The sequence below is a fragment of the Saccharibacillus sp. JS10 genome, from assembly GCF_024436065.1.
Lineage (GTDB): Bacteria > Bacillota > Bacilli > Paenibacillales > Paenibacillaceae > Saccharibacillus.
This window is the reverse complement of sequence record NZ_JANFNS010000005.1, coordinates 90416-106547: the sequence shown is the minus strand read 5'-3', so window position 1 is coordinate 106547 and position 16132 is coordinate 90416. Positions and strand designations below refer to the sequence as shown.

Annotated in this window: 13 protein-coding genes; 9 read left to right on the top strand and 4 right to left on the bottom strand. The window is 45.0% G+C overall.

All coding sequences use genetic code 11. From position 1 onward, the window contains the following. The first annotated feature begins 40 nt into the window (after nt 1-40). Complete coding sequence (locus NOM90_RS15435) at nt 41-1348, top strand: amino acid permease (protein WP_255943569.1); 1308 nt, start codon at nt 41-43, stop codon at nt 1346-1348. Between the two features lie 77 nt (nt 1349-1425). Here the strand turns inward: NOM90_RS15435 and NOM90_RS15430 are convergent, their stop codons facing one another. Both NOM90_RS15430 and NOM90_RS15425 read right to left on the bottom strand, forming a co-directional pair. Next, a complete protein-coding gene (locus NOM90_RS15430) occupies nt 1426-2310 on the bottom strand; it encodes a hypothetical protein (protein WP_255943214.1) in 885 nt (294 codons plus the stop codon). An 18-nt stretch (nt 2311-2328) separates the two neighbouring features. Then, the gene (locus NOM90_RS15425; protein ID WP_255943213.1) at nt 2329-3564 is read right to left on the bottom strand and encodes an MFS transporter; all 1236 of its coding nucleotides are present in this window, start codon (nt 3562-3564) and stop codon (nt 2329-2331) included. A gap of 154 nt (nt 3565-3718) precedes the next feature. Between NOM90_RS15425 and NOM90_RS15420 the strand changes: the two genes are divergently transcribed. Both NOM90_RS15420 and NOM90_RS15415 read left to right on the top strand, forming a co-directional pair. Beyond that, the gene (locus tag NOM90_RS15420; RefSeq protein WP_255943212.1) at nt 3719-4405 is read left to right on the top strand and encodes a hypothetical protein; all 687 of its coding nucleotides are present in this window, start codon (nt 3719-3721) and stop codon (nt 4403-4405) included. Between the two features lie 26 nt (nt 4406-4431). Further along, a complete protein-coding gene (locus tag NOM90_RS15415) occupies nt 4432-6051 on the top strand; it encodes an ORC-CDC6 family AAA ATPase (protein WP_255943211.1) in 1620 nt (539 codons plus the stop codon). Nucleotides 6052-6169: 118 nt separating this feature from the next. Here NOM90_RS15415 and NOM90_RS15410 read toward each other — a convergent pair whose 3' ends face one another. Further along, entirely contained in the window at nt 6170-7360 is a 1191-nt protein-coding gene (locus NOM90_RS15410; protein ID WP_255943210.1) for a M20 metallopeptidase family protein, read from the bottom strand. 299 nt (nt 7361-7659) lie between these two features. Here NOM90_RS15410 and NOM90_RS15405 point away from each other — a divergent pair, with 299 nt between their 5' ends. The 3 genes from NOM90_RS15405 (at nt 7660) to NOM90_RS15395 (ending at nt 12026) form a co-directional block, all read left to right on the top strand. Then, complete coding sequence (locus NOM90_RS15405; protein WP_255943208.1) at nt 7660-9033, top strand: methyl-accepting chemotaxis protein; 1374 nt, start codon at nt 7660-7662, stop codon at nt 9031-9033. Between the two features lie 188 nt (nt 9034-9221). After that, nucleotides 9222-10430 carry an enoyl-ACP reductase FabV gene (gene fabV / locus NOM90_RS15400; RefSeq protein ID WP_255943207.1) on the top strand — a complete coding sequence of 403 codons (1209 nt, stop codon included), beginning with the start codon at nt 9222-9224 and terminating at the stop codon, nt 10428-10430. A gap of 105 nt (nt 10431-10535) precedes the next feature. Further along, complete coding sequence (locus NOM90_RS15395; protein ID WP_255943206.1) at nt 10536-12026, top strand: MFS transporter; 1491 nt, start codon at nt 10536-10538, stop codon at nt 12024-12026. 118 nt (nt 12027-12144) lie between these two features. Here the strand turns inward: NOM90_RS15395 and NOM90_RS15390 are convergent, their stop codons facing one another. Next, nucleotides 12145-12699 carry an SMI1/KNR4 family protein gene (locus NOM90_RS15390; protein WP_255943204.1) on the bottom strand — a complete coding sequence of 185 codons (555 nt, stop codon included), beginning with the start codon at nt 12697-12699 and terminating at the stop codon, nt 12145-12147. A gap of 207 nt (nt 12700-12906) precedes the next feature. On the opposite strand from NOM90_RS15390, the gene NOM90_RS15385 reads away from it, so the two are divergent. From NOM90_RS15385 to NOM90_RS15375, 3 genes are all read left to right on the top strand, one after another. Further along, nucleotides 12907-14397, top strand: a complete 1491-nt coding sequence (locus NOM90_RS15385) for a sensor histidine kinase (protein WP_255943202.1) — start codon at nt 12907-12909, stop codon at nt 14395-14397. A 3-nt stretch (nt 14398-14400) separates the two neighbouring features. Continuing rightward, complete coding sequence (locus tag NOM90_RS15380) at nt 14401-15105, top strand: response regulator transcription factor (protein WP_255943200.1); 705 nt, start codon at nt 14401-14403, stop codon at nt 15103-15105. A 122-nt stretch (nt 15106-15227) separates the two neighbouring features. Next, nucleotides 15228-16127, top strand: a complete 900-nt coding sequence (locus tag NOM90_RS15375) for a hypothetical protein (protein ID WP_255943198.1) — start codon at nt 15228-15230, stop codon at nt 16125-16127. Nucleotides 16128-16132 lie beyond the last annotated feature (5 nt).

Sequence of the window (16132 nt, the reverse complement as noted above, 5' to 3'; positions counted from 1 at the left end):
TAACGATAAGCTTCAGAAAAAGCTGTTACCTCGGCATATCATGTTTATGGCAATGGGCGGTGTGATCGGCACCGGTATTTTTAAAGGAAGCGCCGAAACGATCGGGCTTGCGGGTCCGGCAGTCGTGTTGACTTATTTGTTTGGCGGGATTTTGCTGCTGGTTGTGATGGGAGCGATCGCCGAGCTTGCGAGTGTTTATCCGAACCGCAATATGAAAGACTTTATCCGTCTGGCGTTTGGTCCGCGTCCGGCATTTATCGTAGGATGGTTGTACGCATTTCTTATGCTGAGCGTCTGCGTAATCGAAGTCACGGCAGCCGGGTCCTTTTTGCAATATTGGTTGCCGGATGTTCCCCTTTGGGTGCTGAGTCTAGGAAGTGCGGCATTGATTCTCGGGATTAACCGGATGAGTGTCGAAGCTTTCGGAGAAACGGAGTTTTGGCTTGCCGGAATCAAGATTGCGATGATCATTATCTTTATTGTATTGGGAGCCGGATTGTTATTTGGTCTGATTCCGGGTACATCGGGTGAAGCGCCGGGGTTAAGCAATTATTCCGCGCATGGCGGCTTTATGCCAAATGGCTGGCTGTCGATCTTTTCCGCGTTATTGGTCGTTATGTTCTCATACGGCGGATCGGAATTGATTGGTCTGACGTTAACAGAAGCTAAAGACGCTGAGAAAGTAATGCCCAAAGTCGTCAAAAGTTTTATTCTGCGAGTCGTCTTATTTTATACATTGCCGATTTTGATTATTTGCGGTCTGATTCCGTGGAATCAACTCGAAGGGCAAAGCAGCCCGTTCGTACAAGTACTGGAAGCGACAGGCTTAAGCGGAGCCGCACATATCATCAACTTTATTTTGGTGACAGCCGTGATCTCGGCAGCGAATTCCAGCATTTACGGCGCGACTCGGATGCTTCATTCGATGGCAGCCGCAGGCGAAGCACCGAAAATTTTGGGCAAAACGAATACAAAAGGCGTTCCGGTCGGAAGTTTGGCGCTTTGCGCGATTGTCCTTGTACTGGGCGCGGTTATTGCCTTTTTCGCTCAAGATAATTTGTTTGCGATTTTGCTCGCAGTACCGGGATTTGTCGTATTGGTCGTCTGGTTGTCGATCTGTTTGGCTCAAATCAAACTAAGACCGCAATATAAGACAACGCCGACATTCCGCATTTGGGGCTATCCCTATATCACAGGCGCGACAGCACTCGTTCTTGCGGTGATCGCAGCCGGATTTCTGATTGATCCTCAAAACCGGTTCAGTATCGGGATTTGTATCGGGGTATTGATTATGCTGATCATTTGGTCGATTTTGAAGTTCAAAAAAGCGGATTCGATTCAAAAGTGAAAAAGAAATATTGATCATAGCTAGAATAGCCCAAAAAAGCCGTTTTGCAGACCTTCTGCAAAACGGCTTTTTACTTATTACGATAAATAATCGCCAAACCACTTGTTTGCCTGATCCCAATCTACCCCTAAGCTTCCTCGCCAAGCGGCATACGGCATCTCTAGATCAGAACGACCTTGCGTGGTATCCAGATTCAGACCGGCTTCGACCATGTCTTCATGGTCGATCCACTGATTTGCATCGATCGGCATAGCCGCATTTGGCAGAACCCCGATCTCGGATAATGAATCCAAAATCGCTCTACGCGTGCCGGCATTTCCTTTTAACACTCTGTCTGCGCTAATTCGCTTTTCCAACCGTCCGGGCTTTTCATCTGAAGGAGCTTCATCTACCGCTTCCAATAATCTTTTTAGCGCGGCGGCATCTTCTTGGGTCGGTTGAATTTCCGGCAATAGGATACGTTCGCTTAGATCGGTGTAGATTCCGATCGGGCTTCCCCAATGATGTCCGATCCACATGGAGTAGCGAATCATCGACAGGTTTTCGGAAGTGCGGGTATCCAGTTCGGAAAAACCGCATACGCCGCATGACATCAATTTTTTTGCCGGAGTATAAGGGTGCATAGGAGCGAGCGTCGCGAAGCGCAGCGCTTTTAGCCCATTAGTGCCTCGGCGATACCGATCACCGACCGCTGCGACAAATTCGCCAACCAACCTTTTTTGCGACAATCGATCATCTTGGATTAACTTTTTGATCGCCGGAAGAACTTGATCGTGATCGATCTTTACGATGTCATTTGCTTTCCAGTTCAAGTCATTCATGAAATCGATGTCTGCCGCAGACAATATTTTCTCGTCATAGACTTGCGTTCCGAGATTAGGGTCGTAGTCTCCGTTAGTGTACGTATATAGTTTTTTAAGTAACGTCATCCGCTTTTTATACGTCGCGATAAGATCGATCACGAAGTTCACTCCTTTGGATTACGCCGTTTTGATCGTCCGGGTTCGGTTCAGATAGATGAGCAAAAAGACAAAAGCAGCAGCAAACGAAGCGGTAATGATCCAGATCGGAATCCGGGGATCAAGCGTATACGCCCAGCCGCCGACAATGCCCGCAGGAGAAGTCAGCAGCAAAATCACGACCGATAGCATCGAAAATACTTTGGCTCTTTTTTCATCATCGATCGCATTTTGTACCGCCGCTTCCAAGTAAGGCGAGCTGATCATTAAGCCGACTGCCGCAAGTACGGTGCTGAGACCGATCCAAATCAAGTTTGAAGTCGGAAAAAGAACCAGCATGACATTCGAAAGTACGGACAAAGCAAAACCGACCATCATCGAACGCGTTTCGCTTTCGGCAGGGATTTTCGGCATAATAAACCACAGCGCAAGCAGCATGATAATCGAAGAAACTGCCGGGACAAGCGAGATCAATCCACTATCGACTTTCAAAAAATCGGCAAGATACAGCGAGAGATACGTTGCTTTGAGCGTCATTTGAAAATTGAACAAAATATAAACGACGAAAATTAGCATCAGACTGCGGCTTGCAAACAGATCGCGGATTGCGCCGCTATAATCGATCAGACTTTTGCGCAGGCCTTGTTCTTTCGTTTCTTTCATTTTGCGATAACCCATTTCGGTTTCCGTCGTCGTAAGATGGCGTCCGATAAATTGCATCGACATGAGTACGGAACACAGCACATACATGATTCGTGTACCGTTCACCAATCCATAATGATCGACGAGCAGACCGCCGAGCGGAGCGAATAGACCACCCACCACCCCGATAATTTGCAGCAACGTGAACACGTACGTCCGGTCTTTTTTTGGTGTATCTTCCACGATCAGACAATAGAAGGCGACGTGCGGAACCCGTTGAAGGCCATTGATCGCGGTAGCGATTACAAAAAACCAAATATTTTGCGAAAAAGCGAAGATCAGCATCGCGACGCTCCAACTGAGTACATCGAAAGTGAGAATCGCCCGTTTGCGACCCATCCGATCCGTTAGATAACCGCTCATAAAAGAGGACAAGACTTGAACCATCAGTCCAAGCGTCGTAATCCATCCGATATTCGTTTCGCTGACGCCAAGTTCATACATATACAGCGTGGCGTACGTCGCCATCATACTGTACGGAATCAAGAAAAACGGTTCAAAAGCGAGGCAGCCCCGACTGTTGCCGCGAAGTCTTGGGAAAAGCGTTCTTGCCATGCAGGGTCTCCTTTTAATCCAAATTAATTTATATCTAAACATGATTATAATCTGAATACAATATACATTTAAAATGTATTTGCACATTTAAAGGGTATATGATAAAAAAATCTATATATGCTTAGAGTTTTCATTATTCTCAATGAGGTGATTTATGTCAAATTATTATAACGATATTGCTAAAAAAAACTTAGAAATAATGCAACTTACTTTATCCGATACAAAAAATTCTAGTATTCAAGGAGATAATCATTCATTTTTAAACGATCTTTCAAAATGGGCGGATATACTAGAAGGACGTTTAGAGAATGAGATTTATAAAACTGCCTTCAAAGAGTATCAATATTGTCTCATTTTTGCTCTTCAAGGTTATTATAGGCAAGCTTACAATTCTTTAAGGTTTTTCATAGAACATACTCATGCAGGACTCTATTTTTCTGTACGTGAGCTTGAGCTAAGGCAATGGATTGATGGTAAAAGAGATATATATTGGAATAATATTTTGGATGAGAATACAGGATTCTTTTCAACGGATTTTTTTAAAGTATTTGCTCCTGATTTTATTGAAGAGCTTTCTTCTTACAAAACCTTAGCTAAACTACTATATAGAGAATGTTCTGAATTTATCCATGGTAACTACTCAACGTATTCAGCTGTTCCGAATACACTATATTATGATGAAAATACATTCAAAACATTTTCTAAAAAAGTAAATTCTTCAATAAATTTGATTACATTTTCTTTAACTTCGCGTTACTTAAATGTGTTAAATGATAAACAAAAAAGTGAATTAGAAAGCAGTATTCTAGATAGGATTGGTCATATTAAAGTGTTAGACTAATTTTTGAGGAAAAGGAGCTAAATAACTTGACTGAATTTATTTATAGAACAGAAGAAATAAAACCAGAAGAAATTGAGAATTTTTTTGTGGAAACAAAAAGAGATAGAGAAATTATAGAGAAACTTCATTCGAGAAGCCCTGTAATTTTGGTTGGAAGTAGAGGTGTAGGAAAGTCTTTTCTTTTTAAAATGGCTAATATCGGAATGAGTAAAAACTTCAAAGATAAAAAAGTTTTTCCAGTTTATCTTACATTCAGAGCTAGTTCTCTTATACATACTAATGATCCTATGCAGTTCCATAATTGGATGATGTCTAGAATCTGTAATGAGTTAGTTAGAGCTCTTTCCAAAAGTGGGTTATTAACAATCGTACCAAGCAGTTTGAGTGTATTAGCTGGAGGCGTGTATGAACTGGACAGTCCCGAAAAAAGTAACATAGAAAGTATTGCTAAGTCTTTTGAAGAATCCTGGAAAAATCCGGATAAAGATATAGATACTCGAAAACTACCTACAACTGATGAATTTCTTGATGCTATAGAAGACTTATGTAACGATTTAGATATTAGTAGGATTGTAGTTTTTATTGATGAAGCAGCCCATGTCTTTGTTCCTGAACAACAAAGACAGTTTTTTACTTTATTTAGAGATTTGAGGAGTCCTTATATTTCCTGTAACGCAGCTGTTTATCCAGGAGTTACAGTTTATGGAGACACTTTTCAGCCCATGCATGATGCCAGCATAATAAATTTGCATCGAGACATTATGGATGACGATTATGTAGGTAATATGAAAGAAATGGTTCTCAAACAAATTTCCGATAGTAACATAGTAAGTACTATCAGTAAAAGGGGAGAGAATTTTTCGATTCTAGCTTATGCTGCTAGTGGAAATCCTAGGCACCTGCTTAAAACAGTTTCTATGTCAAATAATTTTGATAGTAACTCTATCAATAAAGTAATAAGAGAATACTATAGAACAGAAATATGGTCAGAGCATTCAAAACTTGCAGAGAAGTTTCAAGGTCATCAACCACTTATTGATTGGGGAAGAAAGTTTTTGGAGAGTGCTGTTTTACCAGAGATTCAGAGTAAAAATTCGCATAGTTTAGAAGAAAGCTCTAAAGAAACTTCTTGTTTTTTTTGGATACATCGAAACGCACCTCAATCTATTAAAGAAGCTTTGAGATTATTAGAATATACAGGGGTTGTAAAAGAAAATTCTTCTGGCATTAAAGCGACTCGTTCACAAATTGGAACTAGATATTCAGTAAATATAGGAAACCTATTATCTTTAGAATCTTCTCCATCTACAGTCGCATTATTAGTTGTGAAGTCTTTAGCTTTAGGTAAAATGACTGAATATGGAGAAAATCATAAAGAATATAGCTCCTTGATTTCTGAGCTTCCTAGTTTTGAAGAGCCCAAGATGTCAGATATGCTTATTCACCAATTAAGTAAATCTGTATGGTTCTTAGATCTAACAGATTGGCAAAAACAAACTTTAATTTCTTTGAATCTACTAACTATAGGAGATATTTTAAGGGCTCCTGAAACTAAGTTACTAGAAGCTTATCAAGTAGGTAATGTTAGAGCAAGGAGAATGAAAAATGCCGCAATGAGTGCAGTTTATGAATATTTATCTGGATAATAGTGAAATTCTATGTGTAGAAACTAATTTATAAAGTTAGATTTCAGTAAGCTTCAAATCTTAATATAAAATTAAAAAGACAGAGTTTTGAGAAATCAAATCTCTGTCTTTTTAATTGTTATTCGCTTAGAAGCTTATCTGCCGCAATCGCCAAAAAAGCTTGCGCTGCGATAAGCAGAGAACGTTCATCGATATCAAAGCGCGGGTGATGATGCGGGAATGCCGTATCTTCGTGTTCATTTTGCGAACCCACATTAAAAAAGTTGCCTGGGCGATGCTGTAGATAATACGCGAAGTCTTCGGCACCCATCGAAGCATCGGAGCCAAAAAGAGCTTCTGCGCCGAATTGCTTGGTGAACGCCGTTCTGACTTCTTCGGCTTGCTTGGGCGGATTCACAAGTGCCGGATACCCGTTTACGTAATCCAATGTGTATGTAGCGTGTTCCGCCAAAGTAATACCGTGAATCATATCGCGAATATCGCGTTCTAGCTGCTTGCGGACTTCGGGATCGAAACTCCGCACGGTGCCTTCGATGATGGCTTTGTCAGCAATAACATTGAACGCCGAACCTGCTTTGAATACGCCTACCGTGACTACAGCGGAATGCAGAGGATTAATATGGCGCGCGACAATATGTTGAAGCGAAGTCACAAGCTGGCTGCCGACTACGATCGCATCTACCGTCTGATGGGGCTTGGCGCCGTGCCCGCCTTTACCTTGTACCACGATCGAGAACGAATCGACCGCCGCCATCGAAGGTCCCGAAGATACCGAGAGCTGACCGAGCGGCATATAGCTTGCCAGGTGGGCGCCGTATACTTCGTCGATTCCTTCGAGTGCGCCGTCTTCGATCATCGCGATCGCACCGCCCGGTAATTGTTCTTCGGCATGTTGGAAAATAAACCGCAGTTTGCCTTTTAGCTCATGCTGTTGCTTTGCAAGAACTTTGGCGACGCCAAGCAGGGTTGAAGTATGCCCGTCATGACCGCAAGCGTGCATCACGCCGGGATTTGTCGATTTATACAGAACATCATTTTCTTCTTCAATCGGAAGGGCGTCGAAATCCGCGCGGAAAGCGATTGCCGGTCCCGGATGCGCACCTTGCAAATCGGCTAAAATACCATTGCCGCCTACATTAGTACGCACTTCGTAACCAAAGCTCCGCAATGTTTCTGCGATAAAGATCGCCGTGTTTTTTTCTTGAAACGATAGTTCGGGATGGGCGTGCATATGACGACGCCATTGGACAATCTGTTGATACTCTTGTTGCAGCTTCTCGATCCATTGTTCTTGGGTATGCGTCTTCATCTTATCGCTCCTTTTTCTCGCTTTCATTTCGGAAAGAACCTCATGTTGATTATACAGGAAATGGCAAGATCATCGAACAAAATCCTACATAATGATGTCTGACTCTACATAAAATATGGATATTAAATTGCTATCAATACAATGTGAAGAAATATTTTCGAAAACGTGTTTAAAACGTTGCTAACTCGGATATATAAATATAGATAGTAAGAACTATGACTTAAGACCTTATTTTTAAATGTTGAATGTCCAAAGTCCCTTTTTACTTTCAATCACAACTAGAGAGGTGCTAAAAATATATGCAGACTACATTTCAAAGACTAACAGGAAGTTTATTCGCTCGAGTATTGGCTGCTGCTGTGTTAGCTATGCTGCTTCCGACTTTACTGAATCTTTTCTTAATGAGTGACATGATGCAAGAAGCGAACGTACTTCATGCACCGCCGTGGGTCATATCGTTATTTGGGTTTGTTGTATCTTTTGTATTGCTGTTCTTTATCGTAAAAGGGATTGTGCGTCCGATTCAAGCCGCAACTAAATCTTTGGATCAAATGGCAGACGGAGACTTTACGCAAAAAGTGTCCGAAAAACATTTGCAACGTAACGACGAGATCGGAACATTGACTCGTGCGGTAGATCGGATGCACTTATCGGCGTCTTTGATTTTGGCAGGCGTGGGCCGCGAAGCGAACGAATTGAAAGAAGCGACATCGATCGCGAACGATCGGTTCACCAAAATGGCGCAATCGCTGAGCCATGTGTCGGAGACGACTGAAGCGATGTCGGCAGGCATGCAGCAGACGGCTGCTTCCGCCGAAGAAATCGATGCTTCGACGCAAGAATTCGAACGCGCAATCGAGTCGATTGCGAAGCGTGCCGAGGATGGAGCGGAGCAAGCAGGGCAAGTGAGCGCACGTGCGATGGAAGCCCAAGAAAACTTGTCGGAGTCGCTTGAAGTGACGACGAAAGTGTATCAAGATGTCAAAGAAAAATTGGATTTGGCGCTTGAAGATTCACATTCCGTAAGTATGATTCGCGAACTTGCCGATTCGATTCTTCAAATTGCGCAGCAAACGAATTTGCTTGCGCTGAATGCTTCGATCGAAGCGGCAAGAGCCGGCGAAGCAGGCAGAGGATTTGCAGTCGTTGCCGATGAGATCCGCAAGCTTGCCGACGCTTCGAAAAAATCGGTCGAACAGATCCATACGGTCACTGAAAAAGTAGTCGGTTCTGTCGATAATTTGCAGCACCAGACCGGTCGGCTTCTCCAATTTATGACGACGGATATTGCGCGAGATTATAAAATGATGCAAGAAAATACCGATTCGTATTTGCAAGACGCGTTATATATCGAAAATATGGTATCGGATTTCAGCGCAACGAGCGAACAGCTTAGCGCTTCGGTACAAAATTTAGCAAAAGCAATCACTGAAATCGCAAATGCAAATGGCGAAGCGGCATCGGGCACGCAAACGATTTTCGATCAAGCTTCCGACGTACTGGCAATGTCTGAAGAAGTTTCGGTGCAAGCCAAACGTACCAGCGAAAGTTCGGAGCGTCTGGACGGCATTGCTGGACGTTTCAAATTCGCAAATTCGTCGGCGCAAGAAAATGCTGCAAAAAACTCGGAACAACTTCCTGTTCAAGTTCTTGCTCAGCCAAGTCTGGTTTAGGAGCAAGAAGCGAGAAGACTGCGAAAGAAATTCGTTTGAAGCGAAGCCGTTATCGGCTTCGCTTTATTTTTTGCTTATATAGAAATGTGCCTAAATTCAAAATCCTTGTTACAATATGACGGACAGGTTGTGAATGAATCGATATTTCGACAACACATCGACTATAGACAAAGCGAGGGACTTTAACGATGATCATCAAACCAAGAACACGTGGATTTATTTGTACGACAGCACATCCAGATGGATGCAGCGCGCAAGTCCAAGAGCAAATCGACTATATTGCGGCGAAGCCGCGTCTGGAAGGACCTAAAAATGTATTAGTCATCGGAGCTTCGACAGGCTACGGTCTTGCGGCGCGTATCGCGGCGGCTTTCGGAGCGGGAGCGGCGACTGTAGGCGTATATCGTCCTAGTAAAAGCACCGAGACGCGCACGGCTTCGGCGGGTTGGTACAATTCGGCAGCGTTTGAACAAAAAGCGGCGGAAGCTGGACTGCGTTCGTTCAGCGTTACAGGCGATGCGTTCTCCGATGCGACCAAAGCTGCAACGGTTGAAACGATCAAAGCCGAACTCGGTCAAGTGGACTTGGTTGTCTACAGCGTCGCGTCGGCGCGTCGTACTAATCCCAAGACAGGAGAGACCGTAAATTCGGTATTGAAGCCTATTGGCGCTTCTTACACGAATAAGACCGTCAATTTCCATACAGGCGAAGTGAGCGAAATCACGCTGGATCCGGCTAGCGAAGAAGAAATCGCCGCAACCGTTGAAGTCATGGGCGGCGACGATTGGCAGCTTTGGATCGATGCGCTCCAAGAAGGCGGCGTACTTGCCGAAGGCGCAACGACTATCGCGTATTCGTATATCGGACCGGATCTGACGCAACCGATCTACCGCGAAGGTTCGATCGGACAAGCGAAAGATCATTTGGAAGCAACCGCTCATCGTCTGAGCGAGCAACTGGCAAGTGGCGGCGGCCGTGCTTTCGTATCGGTTAGCAAAGCTTTGGTGACGCAATCTAGCTCGGCGATCCCGGTCGTACCGCTGTATGTCTCGGTACTGTATAAGATTATGAAAGAAAAAGGGCTGCATGAAGGCTGCATCGAGCAGACTTACCGCTTGTTCGCAGAACGTCTGTATGCAGATGGAAGCGTACCGACAGACGAAACAGGTCGTATCCGTATCGACGATTGGGAGATGCGTGAAGATGTACAGCAAGAAGTTGCGGACATCTGGAACCAAATCTCGTCCGACAATATCGAACAATTAAGCGATCTTTCCGGCTACCGCAAAGAATTTTTCCAATTGTTCGGCTTTGGAATGGACGGCGTTGATTACGAAGCAGATACTAGCCCGATGGTGACAATGCCGGAAGGGCATTTACGTACCGTACAAGACTAGGTTAGCGATTATTTTTTGAGCAATGCGTTTAAATATGGGATGAAACGGACATTTCGCTTCGGCGATTGTCCGTTTTTTTGAATAGAAAAGAGGTGTAGGCAAAACGTGAACTCAACCGTTTCTTCGTACAAAGACGATCCTCATGTACAGCAGCGACGCTGGCGAATTTTGATTATTTTGAATCTGTTTACGTTTATGGCGACGCTTGATGGCAGTATTATTAATGTTGCTTTGCCTACGATCACCCGTGAACTCGGCTTAGAGCTTGGACATGCACAATGGGTATCCAGCATTTATCTGATGGCGATCTGTTCTTTTATTTTGCTGTTCGGACGCTTCGGCGATATTTTCGGTAAGATTCGTATTTTTAGGATCGGTACCGTGATATTTGTTGTTGGCTCGCTATTATGCGGTCTGAGCGGATCGCTCACTACATTGATCGCGGCAAGAGTGATTCAAGCGATTGGAGCTTCGATGACGATGGCGAACAGCCAAGGCATCGTAACCGATATTTTTCCTGATAACGAACGTGGCAAAGCACTAGGTTTCGTCGGGACTTTCGTGTCGCTCGGGAGTATCGCCGGGCCCGGTATAGGCGGAATCATGGTCTCGTCGCTTGGCTGGGAATCGATTTTTTGGATTAATGTTCCGCTTGGCTTGATCGCCATTTTGCTGGGTGCAAAGTTGTTGCCCAAAGATATTCAAACCGCAAAGAAAAAGGTTGATGGCGCGGGGAGTTTGCTTTTTGCCGGATTTATCGTGTCATTGATTGCTGCGATCTTACTCGGTCAAGAAGTGGGATATAGCGATTGGCGAATTATCGCTTTGCTTGTTTTTGCCGCAGTTGCTTTTATGGTTTTCCTACGCTTGGAATCGCGGATCAAGGAGCCGATGCTTGATTTGGATCTGTTCCGCAATCCATTGTTCTCGCTAAGTATTTTGTGCGGCTTTCTCGTCTTTGTCAGTATGTTTTGTTACAACATTATCGCGCCGTTTTACCTGCAATCGATTGTCGGGCTTTCACCGAGCAGTGCGGGTTGGATGATGATGCTATATCCGCTAGTGATGGTCGTGATTGCACCGATTAGCGGCGCATTGTCGGATAAGATCGGCGGCGAATGGTTGACGTTTACCGGGTTGCTATTGATGGTTGGTGCGCAAGCCGGACTCGCTTCGCTGAATGAACACAGCACATTGATCGGAGTCGGCAGCTTTATTGCACTACTCGGTCTGGGCGGCGGATTATTCCAATCTCCAAACAATTCGCTCGTGATGTCCACTGTACCTCGTCCGCGTCTGGGTGTAGCCGGAAGCGTCAATTCATTGATTCGTAATTTCGGGATGGTGGTCGGGATTGCTTTGGCGACGACGACGTTGTTTGGAGTCATGAGCCAAAAAGCCGGAACCCGAGTAACCGGTCTGATCCCTGATCGTCCCGATATTTTTCTGGCTGGGATGAATGTGGTGTTCACCGTCTCGGCTTCGATCTGTGTGGTTGGGGTGCTGTTGACGGGATGGCGGTTGTTGAAGCGCAAGCGTAGTAAAGACGGCGAAGACCATCATGGGCAAAAGGTTACTAAAGAAGCAAAAGCTTAACTTGTAGAAATGACATCGAATTTTCGTAAAAAAGCCTGCCTTCTACGATATATGCAGAACAGCAGGCTTTTGTTTTTTTGAGTTTGAGACGATTTGATTACCTTCTTCTAAGCAAAAACTATTGGAACTTTAGTCGGTCATATTTTTCCCATAGCCAAAACTCATGCCCTTGCGATTCGATCAATCGCTTTAACCAAGTGGTAAAATCACAATGAATGGGAATACATTCTTCAGGGGCATCCATAGCATCTAGAAAATACAGATAAGGAAAGCTACCGATTTCTATACGTTTCGAATCGATACAAATGCTTCCGCTCACTCCTTCCGTCCAAACGATGGGTATCCAGTGCGGTGGAAGATTAGTTTCTGTATGTATATGTTCAACTTCTTGTATATCGAGTATACGAATTCCTCCTCCGTATTGCGAATCGGCAAATAACTGGCAACCATTATATTTTTCAATGAACCCTCTATAATCGGAAGGTAAATGCCAATCATGAGATGCGAAAAAATGATCGATTTTATTAGCAGGAAGTGGCTCGTTCCATATCGCACTTATTTCATGTTCTTCGAATTGGTTTTGTGATGTCCATATCACCTTCGTTCTTCTTCCCGCTTCTATAAAATGACGATAAGCTTGTATTACATGTACTGCTGATCTGTCTTTGTTCAATGGCTCTTCCTCCTAACACTTAATCTTCTTATTCCTCACATTATGACCTTTATATAAAATTTTAAAAAGACGCAATTTCCCCAGTTTAACTTTTGTTAAACTTCCGTTTAGCCCTTCGTTATTTCCACATGCTATGATGCTAGGTGACGAAGCACCATTCTATTCATGAAAGCTCCACGAAGCCTATTTCAGAACGGGAGATTGCCTATGACGATCAAGCGAAGACTTTTTATATCGAATATTTTGATGATTGTAATTCCGATTGTGCTGGCGATTATGTTGTCGGTGTTACTGGCACTATTGGTCTGGCGTGAATTCGATTTTGAATTTAGCAGCGACGAAGACTATTACAATGCACGCGATTCCGCGATGGAAGCGGCGAAGTCTTTTGTTGCCAACCCGGATCTCGATAAGGGCAGATTGTCCTTCATGATCGAACGCGCCGACGAGCTTCTGTTCAATAACAATATGGCGCTGCGTATCTACGAAATCAATGATGAAGCCGATGCCAACAAACTCGGAACCGGAACGCTGCGCTATTCGTTTGGCATTGAGCCTTTTGACGATCCGAAGCTTGAGCAAGCGTTATCCGCAATGGGGGGAACCGGGCTCGTTGGAAAAGGCGACCGAGAACTTTATGTATCCGATACGACAGGGACTTACCGCAATTATCGAATCGAATTGTACAGTAATTATGCAGCGCCGACGGAAGAAAGTGTGCACGGCGAACATGATGGCTGGATTCCGCTCGGTATCGTACTCGGTATGCTGGCTGTCTTCTTTTTCACCAGTCAATTTTTGACGCGTTTCGTATTCCGTAAAATCCGCGAGCCGCTCGAAATCTTAGCCGACGGCGTAACGCAAATTCGCGACGGCAATCTCGATTACCGAATCGACTATACACGCAAAGACGAATTCAGACCGGTCTGCGAAGCTTTTAACGAAATGGCTGGACGGCTCAAAGAATCGGTCTGGGCGGTGCAAAAGCAAGAAATGAATCGCAAAGAATTGCTTGCCGGAATCTCGCACGATCTGCGGTCGCCGCTGACTTCGATCCAAGCGTATGCGGAAGGGCTGCTGGACGGGGTCGCGACAACGTCCGATTCCCGGAAGCGGTATGCGAGCATGATCAAGACCAAAGCCGAAGATATCGATCATATGGTGTCGCGATTGTTCCTGTTCTCGAAAATGGATTTGGGCGATTACCCGAACTATCCCGAGCATCTTAATTTGAAGCAAGAAGTCGAAAGCTTTTTCCAAGCCACAGCCGAAGAACATCAGCATGAAGGATTGCAAGTCATCATCGCGCCGCTTGCGACTGATCTTGCGATTTATGCAGACCCGATGCAGTTCCGGCGTGTGCTGGCGAATATCGTGGAAAATAGCCTGAAATACAAAGAACGCGATAAAGTGATCGTGTTGGTCGAAGCGCTTCAAGTTCAAAATAAGATTCGCTTGATCATCGAAGACGATGGCCCTGGTGTTACCGACGAAGCGTTGCCGAAGTTGTTCGATGTCTTTTACCGAAGCGATGCGTCGCGCAACAGCCCGAACCGCGGAAGCGGTCTAGGTCTGGCGATTGCGGAAAAAGCGATTACGTTTATGAACGGGCAGATTTACGCGCAGCATGCACCAAGCGGCGGGCTGAGAGTCGTGATCGAACTGCCGATTGAAGATAGCAAGCCGGAAGGGGAGTAACCAATGTCTAACGGGAAAAAGGTATTGATCATTGAAGACGATAGCGCGATTGCGGAAATCGAACGCGATTATTTGGAGATTGACGGATTCCAAGTCGAGATCGTGGATAACGGGGTAGACGGGATAACGCGCGGCAGCAGCGGCGAATTTCATCTGATTTTGCTGGACGTAATGCTGCCGGGAGCCGATGGTTTTGCGGTATGCCGCAAATTACGCGAGACGATCGACGTTCCGATCTTGATGGTGACGGCGCGGCGAGAAGATATTGATAAAATCCGCGGGCTGGGATTGGGTGCGGACGATTATATCGTCAAGCCTTTCTCGCCAGGAGAATTGGTGGCGCGTGTGAAGTCTAATCTAGCCCAATACGAACGACTGCGTAATCGAGGGAATTCTACCATCAATGGCGGCGAAGTGAAAGTCGGGCAGATTTCGATCTCTCCGCAGTCGCGGCGCGTGTATGTCCGAGGCGAAGAATTGACGCTCAAAAATAAAGAATACGAACTGCTGCTATTTCTAGTGGAGCATGTGGATATGGTCTTGAGCAAAGAAACGCTGTATGAGCGAATCTGGGGTTACGACGCGATCGGCGACAGCGCGACCGTAGCCGTACATATCAATCGATTGCGCGATAAAATCGAAGAAAATCCGGGTGATCCCAAAGTCATTCAGACTGTGTGGGGAGCCGGGTATCGGTTAAAAGCCTAACAAACTATTTAGAGATCGTTTAACTTTTGTTTAGAAATGGTGAAACGTTCGTTTATTTCTTCGCTTTAAGATGAGAGTGTGCCAAAGAAAAACACAACTTTATCATCGGAGGAGAAAATAACATGAACAAAAACTTACGTAAAAAAACGATCGGCGTTATGGCGGCAGGTCTGGTGTTAACCGCAAGCGTAGGCGCGGCAGCTTATGCCAAAGGTAACGCGTACGACGATTTTAAAGCCGCAGTCGTCAAAACGTCGAAGATCGAAAACTCGACACTGAACTCGAATATTCAGGTTACGCAAAATGGCAAAGTAACGGCAAGCGGCAAAGTAGAATGGCAATCGGCGGGCGAAAATCAGTATTCGTCAGGTCAGTTCACGGTCGGCGGCAAAACGGTAGATACCGAGCAATCGACAAGCGGCGATCAGACGGTATTGCGTGAAGGCGATCAATATTATTCGATCGATCATTCAGAGTTCGGCATGATGGAAGATTCGCATGATTCGTTCGAAAGTTCGCCAAGCGCAATTAGACTTGCGGAAGCGGCAAGCGATCTGCTGATCGGCGATGTGAAAAACCGCTTTACCGAAAATGGCGATACGATCAAGCTCAGTTTGACCGACGCGCAAATTCCGGAGCTTGCTAATCTTGCGCTGAATGCGGTACTGGAAGCTAGCGCCCAACATGAAAAGCAGTTTGGTTATGACGAGAACGACGATTCAGCGGCAGGATTTGATATCGATAAAAAAGCGTTGTTCCCGATTGTCTCGAACGGCCGCGTCGAGAGCGTTCAACTTGAAGCTAAAGTCGCAGACGGTACGATTACGGCAATCCAAACGAAAATCACGGTATCCGGTCTGGACGAAAGCGGCAAAAATATCAAAGTCGAAGCTTCGATCGACAGTACCTTGAGCAATATCGGTAACACGAAACCGAAAACAATGGATGTTAAAGGCAAAAAAGTCGAGACGTTTGACCATGAAGAATTCGGTGGGGATTTCCACGGCAAAGACCGCTTCTAAAAGGT